Raw genomic sequence first — 19,303 nt, forward strand, 5'->3', positions numbered from 1 at the left:
TTGCGGGTTATCTTGGGATATTATTGATTAGTCAACAACGTTGAATCCCATAGAACGAGCAGTACCTTCGATCATACGCATTGCAGACTCAAGGTTTGCAGCGTTCAAATCTGGCATCTTAGTTTCTGCAATTTCTTGTACTTGCGCACGAGTAACTGAAGCAACTTTTGTTTTGTTAGGTGTACCTGATCCTTTTTCAACACCTGCAGCTTTTTTCAAAAGAACAGCAGCTGGTGGTGTCTTAGTGATGAAAGTAAATGATTTATCTTCGTAAACTGAGATAACAACTGGAATGATCATTCCAGCTTGATCAGCTGTACGAGCGTTGAACTCTTTTGTGAATCCCATGATGTTGATACCAGCTTGACCAAGAGCAGGTCCAACCGGTGGAGCTGGTGTAGCTTTACCAGCAGGGATTTGCAATTTTACAAGTTTTTCGACTTTTTTAGCCATTTTTAAATCCTCCTTTGTGGTTTTGGCGGTAATGTAAGATTTTTACCTCCCACAAGTATGTTTTACACATACCCATCTATTATACACTATTTTTTAACAAATGCAAGAGAAAAATTCTATTTTTAGAGGAATTTTATAACTGAATTCACCTATCATTTCTTTTGTGAAAGAGTCCTGAACTACAAACAAAAAATCGCTCTGTTTTGAGCGATTATAAGGGATACTAAATTTTGTAGGAGTCCAGATTTAAGAGCAGACTTGTCCCTTTTTCAGTACTTCCACTTTCTACAAATCCAAGGGACTCAAAACATCGTCTGGAGGCATAATTGAAATCATAGATTTCCTGAACTTTTAATTCTTTCCATCCTCTTTGTCGAGCTAAATCAATCAAAGTCTTCAAAACCTTACATCCAAGTCCTTGATGCTGGTAAGTTGGATTGCCAATCACAATAGGAATATTCTCCAGAGATAAGGTGACATCACCAATTGGAAGCCACTCTCCCTTTTCTCTATACTCAATCCAAAATAAATCCCCGTGTTTTTCTAAATAGGAGTACATAGCATTCAATTTTTTAACACTATAGGGGCTTCTGACTCCATCTACAAGTTCAACCAAGTCCACATCCTGATACCAAGTCAAAGCTACATCACGATGATCTGCTAAAAAATAAGGAACCAAGCGTAAAGAACTATCTATTTGAATGATTTGTTTCATTTTAACTTCCTTTTCAATAAGAGAGCCGCTGCTTGATTAAAACCATCACACCAGTTGTACCATTTTGCTTCATACTCTTCTTGAGGTAAGATACGATTTTTTAGATCTAAAATAGAGTAAATCTTTCTTTCCTCACAAACTTGCGCATAGAGATGATATAGTTCATTACCACCATCTTTATCCCACTCAGCAGAAATCGTATTTTGACCTGTCAACAAAGCTTGGTAAACTCTGTGATGCCCGTCTGTAATTAGCAAGCGATCTCCAAATGCAAGAACACTGATTGGATTAAAACTTGGCTTTTCTACCGACTGATAAAGTATCTGAATCTCTTGCAACTTCTTTTCTGATAAGTATAGTTGAGTCGGATGAAGATCTTTTATCTTGACTTCCATTTTTTCTCCTCAAGAAGAGTTAATAACTACTTTTGTTTGCCTGTGAAGCGCCATTGAAAGCGAAGTTTGTCATAAAATGGAAATTCAATGAAGAGAATTCCAAGACCCAGACAGAGACTGGCAAGAACATCAGACGGATAGTGGACGCCAAGATACACTCTGGAAATGATTACACTTACTAGGTAGATTCCCAGTGAAATCTGGAGGATAAGCTTTACAGTCCTATTTTTCACTCTTTGACCCACAATGATAATTAGAGAACCGATTAAAAGAGTGACTGCTAATGAGTGACCACTTGGGAAAGAAAAACCCTTTTCCTCCACTAAATGTAAAATATCTGGTCGGGGACGTTGATAGAGGTGTTTTAAGGACACAATTAAAATTCCAGCCAAGCTAAGATTGCCAGCTACTAAAAGACTTTCGGACTTCCACTTTTTTAGATAAAAGATTGCAGTCAATAGAATTGCCCAAGAAATAACGATTGGCAAGTCAATCAGGCGAGTAATCCCACGAAAGATAGTTGTCAATATAGCTGGTAAATCTCCACGGATTGCTGTCTGGATAGACGAATCGAATGGTATCAATTTTTCTGGATAAAACTTAACGACATAACCCAGAATTACAAATAGTAAAAGGGCAAAAGAGCCCTTTGTTAAATATGTTTGTTTATCTTTCATAACGTTTTAAAGTTACCTTTAGGAAGACATAAATCAACCAAAATGCTAGTGCAAAGATAATACCCTCAATTAAGTTAAAAGGTAAAACCATTGTCAACAAATAGTTACTTAGTCCTAGTATTTTCTCAATATCAAAATTAGCAAATTTAGCATATAATGGGACAGCATAAACATAGTTAAGAACTAGCATAGCCAAAGTCAAACCAATCGTACCAGCAAGAGAAGCTAGAGCAAAACGAATTGGCGTCCGATCTTTTTTCCAAATCAAACCAAATGCAAGAACAAAAACTCCTAAAGCCACGATATTCATCGGCAAACCGATATAGGTGCTGACTCCTTGATTGTTTAGAATTAACTTAAGCAAGGAACGGAGTAAAATTATCACAAAAGCTGCAGGTAAATCGAGTACTATTAACCCTACCAAAACCGGTAAGATGCTGAACTCAATCCTCAAAAAGGACGCCGCAGGCAAGAGTGGAAAGTCAAAGTACATCAACACAAATGAAAGTGCTGATAAAATTGCAATGGTCGAAAGTCGACGTGTGTTTGTCATAACAGGTTCCTCCAATTTTCTATAAAATCAGAAGAAGTTGGAAAGTCCCACTCTATCTATCAACTCAACTATATCAAAAACAATCTATTGGTCAAAAACACCAAAAGAACTTCCTATATATTTAAGTGGAATAGATAAAATTATTCTTTCGTCTTCTCCCATCCAGACTATACTGTCGGTTGTGGAATCACACCACATCAGCTTGCGCTCGCGGACTTCTTTAACTAAGATATTTGGGATTAATCTAGGCGTTGCAGTCGAAGATAATACTAAAGTATATCGAGACAAGACAACGACGAGTATGCCGAAATAGCTAGTTAAAGTCACCGCCGGTCGGGAATTACACCCAGCCCTGAAGACCCTTCTATCATAACAAAAAACGCTTGCAAGTGCAAGCATTAAGTATTCGTTTTCATGATTATTTCAACTTATCAGTCTCATAGATATGAACCAAGTCCAAGCCAGCAAAATTCTGTTGACGTAGAGCTTCGTATACAATCATGCAAACAGTATTCGAAACATTGAGACTGCGGACATGTTCATCATTCATAGGTATTCGAAGTGCCTTTTCTGGATGTTCTCGCATAAATTCCTCAGGCAAGCCTTTATCTTCTCTTCCAAAAAGGAAATAGTGGTTCCCTTCCATTGTAAAATCGGCATCCGAATAAACCTTTTCTGCAAACTTGGAAATCAAGTAAAGTTGACCATCCATCTTGTCCACAAAGTCAGCTAGATTCTCGTAAAAATAGATTTCAAGCTTGTCCCAATAATCCAGACCCGCACGCTTCATTTTGCGATCATCGATAGGAAAACCCATGGGCTTGATAATATGAAGGGGACTATTGGTTGCTGCACAGGTACGCGCAATATTTCCTGTATTTTGTGGAATCTGTGGTTCAAATAATACAATGTGGTTTGTCATAACTTGCTTCCTTTTATCATTGCAAAAAAATAGCCACACTGCCCGGAGTCAAGCTCAGCAAACAGCGTGGTTAAGGCATCGTTAACTTACCTCACAACAGGTTTGAAGTAAATCAGCGAAACTACTTTCTTAGTATATCACTTTCAGATTGATTGTCAATAGAAACGTCTTGAATTTTTCACTTTTTTTACAAGCATAATTGCATAGTCAGAAAACACTCTAACAATTATTAAAATCGTTATATCACAGAATACCATATCTTGAAAAACAATGAAAATTTATAGGAAATAAAGATTTTTATGATTTGACTTTTAAGATTAGGAAATGTCTCGGAATAGATAAAAATAGCGGTTCTTAAGTGCATTTTTTTATAAAAAAGAGTATGATAGAAACATATTGAAAAAGTAGGTTAACTAACTATGAAGATTATTCTTGTCGGAGGGGGAAAAGTTGGTTCTGCCCTCTGTAGCTCTTTAGTAGCAGACGATCATGATGTCGTTTTAATTGAGCAAAATGAAACAGTCCTTAATTACATGACAAGACGTTTTGATATTATTGGACTTGCAGGAAACGGAGCTGACTTCGCTATTCTAGAAGCAGCTAATGTCCAAGATTGTGATATTTTTATTGCCATGACCCAGTACGACGAAGTCAATATGGTTGCAGCTGTTCTTGCTAAAAAAATGGGGGCAAAAGAAACAATTGTCCGTGTACGTAATCCTGAATATTCCAATCCTTATTTTAAAGAAAAAAATATTCTTGGATTCTCCTTGATTGTTAATCCTGAATTACTGGCAGCTCGTGCTATTGCCAATATCATAGACTTCCCTAATGCTCTTTCAGTTGAACGCTTTGCTGGTGGCTTGGTCAGTCTAATGGAATTTATTGTCCGAAAAGATAGTAATATCTGCCAAATGTCTATGGCTGATTTCCGTAAAAAATTTGGCAATGTCATTATTTGTGCTATTGAACGTGATCACAAACTCATGATCCCAAGTGGTAACATGATTCTCGAAGACAAGGATCGAATCTTTGTTACAGGGGATCGTGTTGACATGATGCTTTTCCATAACTACATCAAGTCTCGAGTTGTTAAGAGCTTGCTGATTGTTGGAGCTGGAAAAATTGCTTACTATCTCTTGAAAATCTTGAAAGACAGTCGTATCGAAACAAAAGTTATCGAAGTCAATTCTGAAAGAGCAGCCTTTTTTAGTGAAAATTTCCCTAAACTATACATCGTTCAAGGAGACGGAACTACCAAGGATGTTCTCTTAGAAGAAAGCGCGCAACACTATGATGCTGTCGCTACTCTAACTGGGGTCGATGAGGAGAATATCATTACCTCAATGTTCTTAGATAGTATTGGAGTTCAAAAAAACATCACTAAAGTTAATAGAACTAGTCTTTTAGAAATTATTAATACTCCAGATTTTTCAAGTATCATCACGCCGAAGACGATTGCTGTTGATACAATCATGCACTTTATCCACGGGCGAGCTAATGCCCAATATTCTGACCTTCAAGCTATCCACCACCTCGCTAACGGTCAGGTAGAAACTATACAACTTCTTATCAAAGAAGAAAATAAAATGACAGGCAAGCCTTTATCAAATCTCAAATTTAAGAAAGATATCTTGATTGCTGCTATTATCCGAAACGGAAAAACCATCTTCCCAACGGGCGAAGACACTCTTGAAGTGGGAGATAAATTGGTTGTCATTACCTTACTATCAAATATCACTAAGATCTACGATCTGTTAGAAAGGTAAGCCATGAATAGAAGTATGATTCGCTTTCTTCTCGCAAAACTTCTCTTAATTGAAGCAGTTTTGCTGCTCGTTCCAGTGGCTATTGCTCTATACTACCAAGAATCAAACCAGGTCTTTATCGCCCTTTTTTCTACTATTGGTATTCTAACAGTACTGGGTGGAGCAGGGGTTATCATTAAACCAAAAGAGAAACACATTTACGCAAAAGAGGGAGTCTTAATTGTTTCCCTCTGCTGGATTCTCTGGTCCTTCTTTGGTGCTTTACCTTTTGTATTTTCAGGTCAAATTCCGAACCTGATAGATGCATTCTTTGAAATCAGCTCTGGATTTACAACAACGGGAGCAACAATTTTAAACGATGTGTCTGTCCTAAGTCGTTCTCTATTATTCTGGAGAAGCTTTACCCATCTCATTGGAGGAATGGGGGTACTTGTCTTTGCCTTAGCAATTATGGATAACGCTCAGAACAGTCATATGGAGGTCATGAAAGCTGAGGTTCCTGGACCTATTTTTGGAAAAGTAGTCTCTAAACTTAAGAACACCGCACAAATTTTATATGTACTTTATCTAGCTCTCTTTGTCCTCTTTATCATTCTTTATTACATGGCAGGAATGCCACTCTATGACAGTGTCGTTATTGCTATGGGGACTGCTGGTACTGGTGGTTTCACTGTTTATAATGATGGTATTGCTCACTATCAAAGTTCTTTAATTACATATCTCACAAGTTTTGGGGTCTTAGTATTTGGCGTCAATTTCAACCTATACTACTATCTCATGCTACGTCGAGTAAAGGAATTCTTTTTCGATGAAGAGCTACGCGCATATTTCCTAATTGTTATCACTGCTACTGGTCTCATCACTTTAAACACACTCCATCTTTATCAAAGCCTTGCAGATAGCTTTGAGATGGCTCTCTTTCAAGTTTCAAACATCATTACTACCACTGGTTTTGGTCATGGAAATACTACTAATTGGCCACTCTTCTCTCAATTTATCCTTCTCTTATTGATGGCTATTGGAGGCTCTGCTGGTTCAACAGCTGGTGGTCTTAAGATTATTCGAGGACTTATTATGGCAAAAATTGCTAAAAATCAGGTGTTAGCAACTCTATCACCTCACCGTGTCCTCACTCTCCATGTAAATCAAGCGGTTATTGACAAGGATACTCAGCACAAGGTTCTCAAATATTTTGTGATTTATGTTATGATTCTAATCAGCTTGATCTTTATCATCAGCTTAGACAATAATAATCTGATGATAGTTACTAGTGCTGTATTTAGCTGTTTTAACAATATCGGGCCTATCCTTGGCACAACAGCAAGTTTTTCTATCTTTAGCCCTTTCTCAAAGATTTTACTTGCTTTCGCTATGATTGCTGGACGACTAGAGATTTATCCTATTTTACTGCTCTTCATGAGAAGAACTTGGTCTAAACGATAAGAAGAATGAAACTAAAATCCTCTCAAAGTCGAGAGGATTTTTATACATTCATTTTGTGGTATTAGATAGAATACTCCCTGCAAATATGTTATAATAAAATAAATTTTCAGGAGGAACTTCAATGAATTTTTTTAAAGATTTTCGTAAACGACTTGTATGGTTTGGTATTTTACTGGTAGCCATCGTTCTTTCACAGACGCCAATGGCACTTCTAGGTTTGCTAGCCCAAACTGAGATTCCTTCCATCTGGTCTGGAATCATTATCAGCCTTGTTTCTATACTTGTTTTAGCTATCTTTTTGTATGGCGCTCATAAAAGTAAGCTTTTAGTGATTAAGAAAAAACTCTTTAGTATCAACGATTTGCCTAGAATTGCCTTGAGTTACCTAGCTATCTTTGTTGGAAATCTCATAGGTGGTATCATGTTACAATTACTTAATCAAACAACAACTTCCAACCAACAAATTCTCAATGATCTCTTCTCAGAAAGCTCACTTATTGCTATGTTCTTTCTTGTAGTTTTAATTGCGCCAATTTGTGAAGAGATTATCTGTCGTGGTATTATCCCAACCAAACTCTTCCAAGGCTATGAAAAAGTGGGCTATGTACTAGGTTGGCTACTCTTTCTCCTAGCTCACGTTCCTTCAAATTTCCCGTCATTTCTAATCTACGGTTGGATGTCTGCTGTCCTCACCTGGACCGCCTACACAACACGGCGATTAGAAATGTCTATCGCCATTCATATGGTCCTAAATAGTGTCAGCTTTATCTTGCTTACCCTAGTAGTATTATTATCTAGATATATCGGCATGTAAGCTAGGACAGGAAAAAACTTAAAACAACTACTTAAAAACCCATGAATATTACTATTCATGGGTTTTCTATCTGTTACGACGTAAAACTTTACTAGTGGAGCGCCTAGCCAAGTTCCATAGAAACTTGGCGTTAGTTACTTAGATTGTTACACAATCAAGTAACTTTGGCAATCTACATCTTCTCTTCCAACTCCACGTCTGGATACTTGTCTGCAAACCAACGGAGAGCAAAGTCGTTTTCGAAAAGGAATACAGGTTGGTCAAAGCGGTCTTTTGCCAAGATGTTTCGACTTGAAGACATACGCTCATCTAAATCTTCAGGTTTAATCCAACGTACTGTCTTTTTACCCATTGGAGTCATGACCACTTCAGCGTTATACTCACCTTCCATACGGTGTTTAAACACTTCAAACTGGAGTTGTCCAACGGCACCCAACATATACTCACCTGTTTGGTAATTCTTATAAAGCTGGACAGCTCCTTCTTGTACCAACTGTTCCATTCCCTTGTGGAAGGATTTCTGTTTCATGACGTTCTTAGGAGAAACCTTCATGAAAATCTCTGGAGTAAAGGTTGGCAGGGGCTCAAATTCAAACTTGTTTTTCCCAACAGTCAGAGTATCTCCAACCTGGTAGGTCCCTGTATCATAAACCCCGATAATATCTCCAGCCACGGCATTAGTGACATTTTCACGACTTTCAGCCATAAACTGGGTGACGTTAGATAGCTTAGCTACCTTACCAGTACGAGGAAGATTAACACTCATGCCACGCTCAAATTCACCTGATACAATACGAACAAAGGCGATACGGTCACGGTGTCGAGGGTCCATGTTGGCTTGGATTTTAAAGACAAAACCTGAGAAGTCCTTTTCATAAGGGTCGACAAGTTCACCGTCTGTTTTCTTGTGTCCATGAGGTTCTGGAGCAAACTTGAGGAAGGTTTCAAGGAAGGTCTGCACCCCAAAATTAGTCAAGGCCGAGCCAAAGAAGACTGGTGTCAAATCACCTGCAAGAATGGCTTCCTCTGAGAATTCATTTCCTGCTTCATTCAAAAGCTCAATATCATCTTTAACTTGTTCGTAGAATGGGTTGCTAGCAAAGAGTTTATCGCCATCTTCTAGGCTAGCAAAACGTTCATCACCTTTATAAAGTTCCAAGCGTTGGTTATAGAGGTCATAGAGCCCCTCAAAGGCCTTCCCCATCCCGATTGGCCAGTTCATCGGGTAGCTAGCTATGCCCAAGACTTCTTCCAATTCTTGCAAGAGGTCTAGTGGTTCACGACCGTCACGGTCCAGCTTGTTCATAAAGGTAAAGACTGGAATCCCGCGGTGTTTGACAACCTCAAACAACTTTTTGGTTTGGGCCTCGATACCCTTGGCAGAGTCCACTACCATGACCGCAGCATCCACTGCCATCAAGGTACGATAGGTATCCTCTGAGAAGTCCTCGTGCCCTGGTGTGTCTAGGATGTTTACGCGTTTGCCATCATAGTCAAACTGCATCACAGATGAGGTTACCGAAATCCCACGTTGTTTCTCGATATCCATCCAGTCGGATTTGGCAAAAGTCCCTGTTTTCTTTCCTTTTACAGTACCAGCCTCACGAATCTCTCCCCCAAAGTAGAGCAATTGCTCAGTGATGGTTGTTTTCCCCGCGTCCGGGTGAGAGATGATGGCAAAGGTACGTCGTTTCTTAATTTCTTCTTGAATACTCATAAGTTCTCTTTCTTTCTACTTTTTTAATTATTTCAATTTATAATCACTCTTTATTACATCGGACCCTAACATTCCTTTCAACACTCCATTATATCGGATTTTAGAGAGTTTTTCAATTGCTTATAAAAGAAAAGCAGGTCAAGATACTAGACCTGCTTATAAGGTTCTTTTATGCAATATTTATTTTGTATCGCTAGTTACAATCTCTTCAAAATTTAATTTTTTCTAGAGCAATTTTCTTTTCCCAACGTTTTTTAAACAAAATATCAAAGAGTACTAAGGCTGAAGAAAGAATGATTGAAACTAGAAGATACTTTATCCATATAGGGGCATCTGGAATAAAAGGCGTGGTATTCAAAAGCCCGTAATTTCCACCTGTCACTTGATTGACCCCAACTAGGAAAATGTTGAGAATAAAAGTGTAGGCGATAATTCGATACTTTTTCAGCAAGGTCTTATCGTAGTGATTCATGAGATAGACCAGGGAATTGACCAAGAGGGCATAATGGCCAATCAGGAATGAAAAGCTGGTAATATGCGGGAAATCATAAGGATCAAAGACTGGATAACCCAAGGCAAATACTGCTCCACTGGCTCCCAAAAGTGCAAAATACTGCTTAATTTTCCACTTATCTGGCAGGAAAACAACCGCGAACATGGCCAGACGACAATGGTAAAGAGGCAGGCTGTTCGAAAACGGAATGCCGAATCCAACATACCAAGTATAGAGCGCTAGCAGTTGCGCTAATTGAATCCACTTAAACAATCGAACAAATTTGGGATTTTTGTAGTAAGTAAGAGAAGCATAAATAGACAAGGCAAGAAGGCCTATCATAACTCCATACCAAAAAATCGGAATAGGCGGTGGCGTCGTTTGGGTTCTTGTAATAAAATGATGCATAAAGTCTCCTTAAGGTAACGAATTCAGTTGTAGATTAACTATTCTTATGTTTATATTTAACGAGTTGATTGATAAGGATGAGAATACTTGTCATCAAACTAGTCACTATCAAATAGTTAAGCAAACTACCATGATCCCCAATCACAGGTGGTTTGCTCATAAAGCCATAATTTCCTCCTGTCAAGAGGTTGGCTATCAAGATAATGGCATTGACTCCAAGAGTCATCTGGCATATTTTCCAAGTATCCCCTTTTTCAACTTTATAATATCTAACAAGATAAATTAAGCAGTTAGCCAAGAGGGCCCAGTGTCCGAAAACATTGTTCACAGACGAAACATGAGGGAAAGGAAAAGGATAAAAGACTGGATAAACCAAGGCCATGATAGAACCAAAAACTCCAACCAAGGCAAAATATTGTTTAAAAAAGGTCTTATTAGGGGCAAAAAGAATTATCCACATAGCCATGCGACTATGGTAAAAGGGAAGGGCCTCAGATAGCTGTAGACGAGCTGAAATATACCATGCGTTGATAATCAGCAGTTGAATCAATTGTCCCCAATACCAAAAGTTTCTGTAACCTTTAGATGATGCGAAACGAATCGATAAAACAGCTATGATTACCAAAGAAGTAGGTAATAAAAAGTACCAGGCTCCCAAATGAGGAGGAACTGTCTTTTTACTGGTAAAAAGCAACTCCCAAATTGTCATATTTCACCCCTAATGTTTTTTAATTTGATCAATCTTATTTGCCAACTAAAAACGACTGTTATTCTTTCTTCCAATTTCAACCATTATATCGAATTAAAAAGGGTTTGGCAATTTCTATTTCTTTTTAGCTTGACTTGTCTTATTTAGGGGAAAATATGGTAAAATAGAACAGATAAAGAATCATCATTTCACGAAAGGATATCCGATGAAAATTACGCAAGAAGAGGTAACTCACGTTGCCAATCTTTCAAAATTAAAATTCTCAGAAAAAGACACTGCTGCATTTGCAACAACACTCTCAAAAATTGTTGATATGGTCGAATTGCTCAGTGAAGTCGATACAACTGGTATCGCACCAACTACAACTATGGCTGACTGTAAAACTGTTCTCCGACCTGATGTGGCCGAAGAAGGAACAGACCGTGACCGCTTGTTTAAAAATGTACCTGAAAAAGATAACTACTATATCAAGGTGCCAGCTATCCTAGATGATGGAGGAGATGCCTAATGACTTTTAACAATAAAACCATTGAAGAGTTGCACAATCTCCTTGTTTCTAAGGAAATTTCAGCAACTGAACTAACTCAAGCAACGCTTGAAGATATCAAATCTCGTGAGGAAGCTATCAACGCTTTTGTGACAATCGCTGAAGATCAAGCTCTTACTCAAGCTAAAGCTATTGATGAAGCTGGAATCGATGCTGACAATGTCCTTTCGGGAATTCCACTAGCTGTCAAAGATAATATCTCCACAGATGGTATCCTCACAACTGCTGCCTCAAAAATGCTCTATAACTACGAGCCAATCTTTGATGCAACTGCTGTTGCCAATGCAAAAACTAAGGGTCTGATTGTCGTTGGGAAAACCAACATGGATGAGTTTGCCATGGGTGGATCAGGTGAGACTTCTTACTACGGTGCAACCAAAAATGCTTGGGACCACAGCAAGGTTCCTGGTGGATCATCAAGTGGTTCTGCTGCAGCTGTAGCTTCAGGCCAAGTCCGCTTATCACTTGGTTCTGATACTGGTGGTTCTATCCGCCAACCTGCTGCCTTTAACGGGATTGTTGGTCTCAAGCCAACCTACGGAACAGTTTCACGTTTCGGTCTCATTGCTTTTGGTAGCTCATTAGACCAAATTGGTCCTTTTGCACCAACTGTTAAGGAAAATGCCCTATTGCTCAATGCTATTGCTAGCGAAGATGCCAAAGACTCTACTTCTGCCCCTATTCGCATTGCTGACTTTACTTCAAAAATCGGTCAAGACATCAAGGGGATGAAAATTGCTTTGCCTAAAGAATATCTTGGTGAAGGGATTGATCCAGAAGTTAAGGAAACCATCCTCAAAGCCGCTAAGCACTTTGAAAAACTTGGTGCTATCGTTGAAGAAGTTAGCCTTCCTCACTCTAAATACGGAGTTGCCGTTTACTACATCATCGCTTCTTCAGAAGCTTCATCAAACTTGCAACGCTTTGACGGTATCCGTTATGGCTACCGTGCAGAAGATGCGACTAACCTTGATGAAATCTATGTAAACAGCCGCAGTCAAGGTTTCGGTGAAGAAGTTAAACGTCGTATCATGCTAGGTACTTTCAGTCTTTCATCAGGTTACTATGATGCCTACTACAAGAAGGCTGGACAAGTTCGTACCCTTATTATCCAAGATTTCGAAAAAGTCTTTGCGGATTATGACTTGATTTTGGGACCAACTGCTCCTAGCGTTGCCTACGACTTGGATTCACTCAACCATGATCCAGTTGCTATGTACTTGGCTGACCTTTTAACAATTCCTGTCAACTTGGCTGGTCTACCAGGGATTTCGATTCCTGCTGGATTTGTTCAAGGTCTACCAGTAGGACTCCAATTGATTGGTCCTAAGTATTCAGAAGAAACTATCTACCAAGCTGCTGCTGCCTTTGAAGCAACAACAGACTACCACAAACAACAACCCGTGATTTTTGGAGGTGATAACTAATGAACTTTGAAACAGTCATTGGACTTGAAGTCCACGTAGAGCTTAACACCAATTCAAAAATCTTCTCACCTACTTCTGCCCACTTTGGAAACGACCAAAATGCCAATACTAACGTGATTGACTGGTCTTTCCCAGGTGTACTACCAGTTCTCAATAAAGGTGTTGTCGATGCTGGTATCAAGGCTGCACTCGCTCTTAACATGGACATCCATAAGAAGATGCACTTTGACCGCAAGAACTACTTCTACCCTGATAATCCTAAAGCCTACCAAATTTCTCAGTTTGATGAACCAATCGGATACAACGGCTGGATTGAAGTGGAACTAGAAGATGGTACAACTAAGAAAATCGGTATCGAACGTGCTCACCTAGAAGAAGACGCAGGTAAAAACACCCACGGTACAGATGGCTACTCCTATGTAGACCTCAACCGCCAAGGGGTACCATTGATTGAGATTGTATCTGAAGCTGACATGCGTTCTCCTGAAGAAGCCTACGCTTATCTGACAGCCCTCAAGGAAGTCATCCAGTACGCTGGCATTTCCGACGTTAAGATGGAAGAAGGTTCTATGCGCGTGGATGCCAATATCTCGCTTCGTCCTTATGGTCAAGAGAAATTCGGTACCAAGACTGAGTTGAAGAACTTGAATTCCTTCTCTAATGTTCGCAAGGGTCTTGAATACGAAGTCCAACGCCAGGCAGAAATTCTTCGCTCAGGTGGTCAAATCCGCCAAGAAACTCGCCGTTACGACGAAGCTAACAAGGCAACCATCCTTATGCGTGTCAAGGAAGGCGCTGCAGACTACCGCTACTTCCCAGAACCAGATCTACCCCTCTTTGAAATCTCTGATGAGTGGATTGAGGAAATGCGCACAGAATTGCCAGAATTTCCAAAAGAACGCCGTGCGCGCTACGTATCTGACCTTGGCTTGTCAGACTACGATGCTAGTCAGTTGACTGCTAATAAAGTTACTTCTGACTTCTTTGAGAAAGCAGTTTCCCTTGGTGGCGATGCTAAGCAAGTCTCTAACTGGCTCCAAGGTGAAGTCGCTCAATTCTTGAACGCCGAAGGCAAGACACTGGAACAAATCGAATTGACACCAGAAAACTTGGTTGAAATGATCGCCATCATCGAAGACGGAACTATCTCATCTAAGATTGCCAAGAAAGTCTTTGTCCACCTGGCTAAAAATGGCGGTGGTGCGCGTGAATACGTGGAAAAAGCAGGCTTGGTGCAAATCTCTGATCCAGATGTTCTGATTCCGATCATTCACCAAGTCTTTGCGGATAACGAAGCTGCCGTTGCCGACTTCAAGTCAGGCAAACGGAACGCAGACAAGGCCTTCACAGGATTCCTTATGAAGGCAACTAAAGGCCAAGCCAACCCACAAGTCGCCCTTAAACTGCTTGCCCAGGAATTGGCTAAGTTAAAAGATAGCGAATAATTATTTCGAAACAGAACTGACATAAGCTGTTATAGATTTTACAGTATGAATGTCTTACGCTTTGCAACCACATAGTTAGGAGACATATGAAAAAGATATATACTCTTATCGCTACTTTCCTACTACTTCTATTTGTGACACCCATGCAATCCATTGATGCTGGTGTTGGCCATTCTCGAAGTGGTAGCTCTAGTCGAAGCAGTTCCAGTTCCAGCTCTAGCTCCAGTTCTCGATCTCGATCGAGCTCAAGTAGTAGTAGCCGATCAGGTGGTAGCTCTTCCTACAGAAGCAGTTATAGTTCGAGTGATAGTTCCTATAGTTCGAGTTCCTTTGGTCCTGGAATGAATGGTGTTATAATCATCATTATCATTATCTATCTCATAGTAATTCTTATCAAATATTTTAATAGTCAAGACTCGTATCACAAGCCATATCGCAGGCCAACACCTGTGAAACATGTCCCTGTGCCACCTAGCCATCGTCGAGTTGAAAACAATAACCAAGCTATTGATCGACTTAGATATTATGATCCAAACTTTGATGCCTCTGTTTTCACTTCCTGGGTTAAGGAAGTCTATCTCCAGTTGCAGGCTGCTTGGACAAAAAAGGATTGGAATTTGGTTCGTTCTCTTGAAAGTACTAGTCTCTATTCACAACACAGTTCTCAACTTGACGAACATATCCAAGCCCAAACAACTAATGTTTTGGAGCGTGTTTATGTTGAAAATGTTAGAATCAAAGATTTCATTAGTAATCCAGATGGAAACGATACTTTGGTCGTTATCTTGTCATCTACCTTGAGAGACTATATCATCGAAGACAAGACTCGTAAGGTTATTGAGGGGGATCCTCGAAAAGATCTGTTTACAGTTTATCAAATGAACTTCATCCGTAAACATGGCAGTCAAACTGAAAGCTCTGTCCAAGATGAAACTGTCAGCGACCGCTGTCCAAACTGTGGCGCTCCACTGAAAATATCAGCTATCAGCAAATGTGACTATTGCGGATCTGATATCACCCGTAGTCCAAACCAATGGGTTCTTGACACCTATGATGTTGTGGATGAAGACGAACTATATAATTAGGAGGAAATTATGGGATTTATTCGTATGGCCAAAGAGCAAATTATGGGAGTTATTGATGTTGCCAAATCTGCAGGGATCAATAGTATTAATGATAGTAAATATAAGGAAGCCGTTGTACTTCCAGAACACGTATCATCAGATGCGTTAGCTGTCAAAGGAATCCTTCTTACAAAAGACCCTGACGGAGTTTCTAGACAAGGTAATCAACATACAGGACTTTTAACAGATGGTTCTGTGGTAATTGTGCCACAAGGTTACGTTGCTATCCTTGTAAATAACGGTACTTTCCTTGGTGATCTTTTAGAAGCTGGTATCCATGAATGGCGCTCTGGAGACAACGCTTGGCTTCTAGAAAAAGGTGGAATAAGAGGGACATGGGAAAACTTCAAGCACCGCTTTTCATTCGCTGGTCAAGTAGTTAACCAACAAGAAATCATCTTTGTCCGTGTCCAACCGATTGCAGGTAATAAATTTGGTACACAAAATGCTGTAGAATACTTCAGTGAGCGTTACCAACAATTGCTCAATATCCGTTTCTATGGTTTGTTCGATATCAAGATTTCTGACCCAGTACTTTTCTACGTTAGCTCTATCAGTCAACAAATTGACGAACATAAACCGTTTACACTTCAAGATATCGCTCAAGGTACTTTACGTCAAAATATCTCTCCTAAAATTGCGATTGCGATTTCAAAATTCACCAATGAGTACCGTGTTGATATCTATAGCCTAAATGCTAATCAAGATACTTTCAATGAAATCGCTAAACAAGAAGTCAACAAGGTATGGACTGGTCTTTACGGAATTGAAGTAACCAATATCCTTCTTGAAGACTTGAGCTACGACAAAGAAAGTCTTGAAATTGTTCGTAAGCTTGATAGCGAACTAGTTGCTATGAAATACAACACGATTGAGATTGAAGAACGTCGTGCTCGTAACGAAGCTCTCATTGCTGCTGCCAATAATGAAGGTAATGGCAATGGAATGAACATGATTATGGGGATGAACCTAGGACAAACACTTGGCGGTCAAATTAACCAGCAAGCTCAACCTTTGAATCCAAATCAAAGCTATACCCCAGTACAACCTGCTGATCCAAACCAAGCTTTGACTCCAGGACAAACTCCGAATCCTGAGCAAGTGTCTAGCCCAGTACAACCTGTAAATCCTGAACAAGCTACTAATCCAACAGTCACAAGTCCAGCAGAAGAGACAACTAATCCTGAACCAACGACTCATTCAGAACAAACCGCAAGTAAAAACTTTTACATAGAAGTAGATGGAAAATATGTATTAGTAACTAGAAATGAAAATGGGGATATTGTACCCGTCAACTAGTTCATCTTCTCTGATATTTGAGAATTTTAGGCTATTATGATACAATAAAGAGTAAACTATTTATAAAAGAGGTATAAACATGATTGAAGCAAGTAAACTAAAGGCTGGTATGACCTTTGAAACAGCTGATGGAAAATTAATCCGCGTTTTGGAAGCTAGCCACCACAAACCAGGTAAAGGAAATACGATCATGCGTATGAAATTGCGTGATGTCCGCACTGGTTCTACTTTTGAAACAAGCTACCGTCCAGAGGAAAAATTTGAACAAGCGATCATCGAAACTGTGCCAGCACAATACTTGTACAAAATGGATGAAACAGCTTACTTTATGAATACTGAAACATATGACCAGTATGAAATTCCTGTTGCTAATGTTGAAAACGAATTGCTTTATATCCTTGAAAACTCTGATGTTAAAATCCAATTCTACGGAACTGAGGTAATCGGAGTAACAGTACCTACAACTGTTGAATTGACAGTTGCTGAGACTCAACCATCTATTAAAGGTGCTACTGTTACAGGTTCTGGTAAACCAGCAACTATGGAAACTGGTCTTGTCGTCAACGTTCCTGACTTTATCGAAGCAGGACAAAAACTCGTGATTAACACTGCCGAAGGAACTTACGTTTCTCGCGCTTAATCTCTAGAAAGAGGTCATTCTATGGGAATTGAAGAACAATTTGGCGAAATCGTTATCGCCCCACGTGTACTTGAAAAAATCATTGCTATTGCTACTGCCAAAGTAGAAGGAGTCCACTCTTTCTCAAATAAATCAGTATCTGATACTATTTCAAAACTCTCACTTGGTCGCGGTGTATATCTAAAAGAATCTGACGAAGAATTGACAGCTGATATCTATCTATACCTTGAGTATGGTGTTAAGGTACCTAAGGTAGCAATGGCTATCCAAAAAGCCGTTAAGGATGCGGTTCGTAATATGGCAGATGTCGAAATCTCTGCTGTCAACATTCACGTTGCTGGCATTGTGCCTGATAAAACTCCAAAACCAGCATTAAAAGATTTGTTTGATGAGGACTTCCTCAATGACTAGTCCATTATTAGAATCTAGGCGCGAACTACGTAAATGTGCTTTCCAAGCACTTATGAGTCTTGAATTTGGTTCTGATTTAGAGACAGCTTGTCGCTTTGCCTACACTCATGATCGTGAAGATGAAGAGCTAAAACTCCCTAACTTTCTTACAGATCTAGTATCAGGTGTTCAAGCTCAAAAAGAGGATTTAGATAAACAAATTACTCAGCATTTGAAAACAGGTTGGACAATTGATCGTTTAACCTTGGTTGAAAAAAGTATTCTACGTTTAGGAGTTTTTGAAATCACTTCCTTTGATACTCCTCAACTCGTGGCCGTTAATGAAGCTATAGAGCTTGCTAAGAGTTTTTCAGATCAAAAATCTGCCCGTTTTATCAACGGACTCCTTAGTCAATTTGTAACAGAAAAAAATTAAATACAAGAAAAAGTGTTTGACGAATGTCAAACACTTTTTCTTTGCTTCACTCTATCTAAAAAAACGATCATAGATTAAATTAGAAAGCAACAACCAGATGAAATCTGGATGAATGAGAAAGTTAATAAAAATATGGCACAGGATTGTGATTTTTAGATTCTTTGTCCAGCGGTAGACTAGGGCAAAGAAAAGACCGGAAAAACTATAAACCATCAAACTGATAGGGTCACGATGGGACAATACCAAATGACTGAACCCAAATATCAGAGCTGATAAGATAACATCCAAGTAATACTTGGACTTAGGGAAGAAGGTATTCATAAAATAGCCTCTATGAACAATCTCCTCCAATATAGGCCCCAAAATGACAACTGAGATAAAAGAGAAGCAAGTCGTTAAAATAGTAGATTGCTCACTGAAGGATAGGACTGAAAGAAGGTCTTCAAAGATATAGTGATTATTAATGAAGTGACTAAACTTTAAGTAAAAAGCACTTAAGAACTGACGGACAAAATAAGTAGCCACTAGACTAACTACAAGGTAAAAGAATCTGGATTTCTTCGAGCCCTTTTTCTCAAAAATATAGAGCATTTTTTTCTTTTTAAGCCAATAGATAACTAATCCTAAAAGAGCTAGTTGCTCTACTGCTACAGTAATAGAATAGCCATCCATACCCCAGACAAACACCTTAGCCAGATAAAGACTACTGAAATCTAGTAGATAAATTAATAGGAATACCAGTAATGTATAGATTCCCAAATGTCCTATTTTTTTCATACTCACTCCCAAAAAGCTTTGTTGACTTATTTCAACAGTATACATATTTTTTTGATTATTTTAGCAATTATTTCTTCAACAGTCAATTGTTAATCCTGAAATGTATTTTATAGAAGCCAAAAAGCTAGAACTATTTTCTAGTTCTAGCTT

20 protein-coding genes, 1 pseudogene and 1 riboswitch are annotated in these 19,303 nt (G+C 39.1%); of the genes and pseudogenes, 11 read left to right on the forward strand and 10 right to left on the reverse strand.

Annotated features, from left to right (window positions below):
* Positions 1-27: 27 nt before the first annotated feature.
* The 6 genes and pseudogenes from rplK to FN031_RS05105 form a co-directional block, all read right to left on the reverse strand.
* The gene (gene rplK / locus FN031_RS05080) at positions 28-453 is read right to left on the reverse strand and encodes a 50S ribosomal protein L11 (RefSeq protein ID WP_001085804.1); all 426 of its coding nucleotides are present in this window, start codon (positions 451-453) and stop codon (positions 28-30) included.
* Between the two features lie 223 nt (positions 454-676).
* Positions 677-1,168 (reverse strand): GNAT family N-acetyltransferase, encoded by a 492-nt coding sequence (locus FN031_RS05085; RefSeq protein WP_142558185.1) that lies wholly within the window; start codon positions 1,166-1,168, stop codon positions 677-679.
* Positions 1,143-1,563, reverse strand: a pseudogene (locus FN031_RS05090) (chromosome partitioning protein ParB). The gene FN031_RS05085 and the pseudogene FN031_RS05090 overlap by 26 nt, the downstream one beginning before the upstream one ends.
* A 26-nt stretch (positions 1,564-1,589) precedes the next feature.
* On the reverse strand, positions 1,590-2,240 hold the full coding sequence (locus tag FN031_RS05095; RefSeq protein ID WP_142558189.1) for a phosphatase PAP2 family protein: 651 nt from the start codon (positions 2,238-2,240) through the stop codon (positions 1,590-1,592).
* Complete coding sequence (locus tag FN031_RS05100) at positions 2,230-2,793, reverse strand: ECF transporter S component (protein ID WP_006155418.1); 564 nt, start codon at positions 2,791-2,793, stop codon at positions 2,230-2,232. The genes FN031_RS05095 and FN031_RS05100 overlap by 11 nt, the downstream gene beginning before the upstream one ends.
* 146 nt (positions 2,794-2,939) lie before the next feature.
* Positions 2,940-3,157, reverse strand: a riboswitch (FMN riboswitch).
* Positions 3,158-3,211: 54 nt separating this feature from the next.
* Entirely contained in the window at positions 3,212-3,715 is a 504-nt protein-coding gene (locus FN031_RS05105; protein ID WP_075566447.1) for a tRNA (cytidine(34)-2'-O)-methyltransferase, read from the reverse strand.
* Between the two features lie 419 nt (positions 3,716-4,134).
* Here FN031_RS05105 and trkA point away from each other — a divergent pair, with 419 nt between their 5' ends.
* From trkA to FN031_RS05120, 3 genes are all read left to right on the forward strand, one after another.
* Positions 4,135-5,484, forward strand: coding sequence for a Trk system potassium transporter TrkA (gene trkA / locus FN031_RS05110; protein WP_142558191.1), 1,350 nt, complete (start codon positions 4,135-4,137; stop codon positions 5,482-5,484).
* Between the two features lie 3 nt (positions 5,485-5,487).
* Positions 5,488-6,927: a TrkH family potassium uptake protein gene (locus tag FN031_RS05115; protein WP_142558193.1), complete on the forward strand. Its 1,440-nt coding sequence runs from the start codon at positions 5,488-5,490 to the stop codon at positions 6,925-6,927.
* Between the two features lie 121 nt (positions 6,928-7,048).
* The gene (locus FN031_RS05120) at positions 7,049-7,741 is read left to right on the forward strand and encodes a CPBP family intramembrane glutamic endopeptidase (protein ID WP_142558194.1); all 693 of its coding nucleotides are present in this window, start codon (positions 7,049-7,051) and stop codon (positions 7,739-7,741) included.
* A 172-nt stretch (positions 7,742-7,913) separates the two neighbouring features.
* Here the strand turns inward: FN031_RS05120 and FN031_RS05125 are convergent, their stop codons facing one another.
* The 3 genes from FN031_RS05125 to FN031_RS05135 all read right to left on the reverse strand — a co-directional run bounded on the left by FN031_RS05125 (position 7,914) and on the right by FN031_RS05135 (position 11,068).
* The gene (locus tag FN031_RS05125) at positions 7,914-9,458 is read right to left on the reverse strand and encodes a peptide chain release factor 3 (protein ID WP_142558196.1); all 1,545 of its coding nucleotides are present in this window, start codon (positions 9,456-9,458) and stop codon (positions 7,914-7,916) included.
* A 208-nt stretch (positions 9,459-9,666) separates the two neighbouring features.
* Entirely contained in the window at positions 9,667-10,359 is a 693-nt protein-coding gene (locus FN031_RS05130; protein WP_142558198.1) for a YwaF family protein, read from the reverse strand.
* A 34-nt stretch (positions 10,360-10,393) separates the two neighbouring features.
* Positions 10,394-11,068, reverse strand: a complete 675-nt coding sequence (locus FN031_RS05135; RefSeq protein ID WP_142558200.1) for a YwaF family protein — start codon at positions 11,066-11,068, stop codon at positions 10,394-10,396.
* A gap of 205 nt (positions 11,069-11,273) precedes the next feature.
* Here FN031_RS05135 and gatC point away from each other — a divergent pair, with 205 nt between their 5' ends.
* The 8 genes from gatC (at position 11,274) to nusB (ending at position 18,376) form a co-directional block, all read left to right on the forward strand.
* Positions 11,274-11,576 carry an Asp-tRNA(Asn)/Glu-tRNA(Gln) amidotransferase subunit GatC gene (gene gatC / locus FN031_RS05140; protein ID WP_142558202.1) on the forward strand — a complete coding sequence of 101 codons (303 nt, stop codon included), beginning with the start codon at positions 11,274-11,276 and terminating at the stop codon, positions 11,574-11,576.
* A complete protein-coding gene (gatA, locus tag FN031_RS05145; RefSeq protein WP_142558204.1) occupies positions 11,576-13,042 on the forward strand; it encodes an Asp-tRNA(Asn)/Glu-tRNA(Gln) amidotransferase subunit GatA in 1,467 nt (488 codons plus the stop codon). The genes gatC and gatA overlap by 1 nt, the downstream gene beginning before the upstream one ends.
* Positions 13,042-14,487, forward strand: coding sequence for an Asp-tRNA(Asn)/Glu-tRNA(Gln) amidotransferase subunit GatB (gene gatB, locus FN031_RS05150; RefSeq protein WP_142558206.1), 1,446 nt, complete (start codon positions 13,042-13,044; stop codon positions 14,485-14,487). The genes gatA and gatB overlap by 1 nt, the downstream gene beginning before the upstream one ends.
* Before the next feature lie 86 nt (positions 14,488-14,573).
* Positions 14,574-15,572: a zinc-ribbon domain-containing transport protein gene (locus FN031_RS05155; RefSeq protein ID WP_142558208.1), complete on the forward strand. Its 999-nt coding sequence runs from the start codon at positions 14,574-14,576 to the stop codon at positions 15,570-15,572.
* 42 nt (positions 15,573-15,614) lie between these two features.
* A complete protein-coding gene (locus tag FN031_RS05160) occupies positions 15,615-16,910 on the forward strand; it encodes an SPFH domain-containing protein (protein WP_142558622.1) in 1,296 nt (431 codons plus the stop codon).
* Positions 16,911-16,989: 79 nt separating this feature from the next.
* Positions 16,990-17,550: an elongation factor P gene (gene efp / locus FN031_RS05165; RefSeq protein WP_075566413.1), complete on the forward strand. Its 561-nt coding sequence runs from the start codon at positions 16,990-16,992 to the stop codon at positions 17,548-17,550.
* A 21-nt stretch (positions 17,551-17,571) separates the two neighbouring features.
* Complete coding sequence (locus FN031_RS05170) at positions 17,572-17,961, forward strand: Asp23/Gls24 family envelope stress response protein (RefSeq protein WP_142558210.1); 390 nt, start codon at positions 17,572-17,574, stop codon at positions 17,959-17,961.
* Positions 17,954-18,376, forward strand: a complete 423-nt coding sequence (gene nusB / locus FN031_RS05175; RefSeq protein ID WP_142558212.1) for a transcription antitermination factor NusB — start codon at positions 17,954-17,956, stop codon at positions 18,374-18,376. Before FN031_RS05170 ends, nusB begins: the two co-directional genes overlap by 8 nt.
* A gap of 51 nt (positions 18,377-18,427) precedes the next feature.
* On the opposite strand, the gene FN031_RS05180 is transcribed toward nusB, so the two are convergent.
* Positions 18,428-19,153: a CPBP family intramembrane glutamic endopeptidase gene (locus tag FN031_RS05180; protein ID WP_142558214.1), complete on the reverse strand. Its 726-nt coding sequence runs from the start codon at positions 19,151-19,153 to the stop codon at positions 18,428-18,430.
* Positions 19,154-19,303: the final 150 nt, after the last annotated feature.

It is taken from the genome of Streptococcus mitis, assembly GCF_902159415.1.
Taxonomy (GTDB): domain Bacteria; phylum Bacillota; class Bacilli; order Lactobacillales; family Streptococcaceae; genus Streptococcus; species Streptococcus mitis_BG.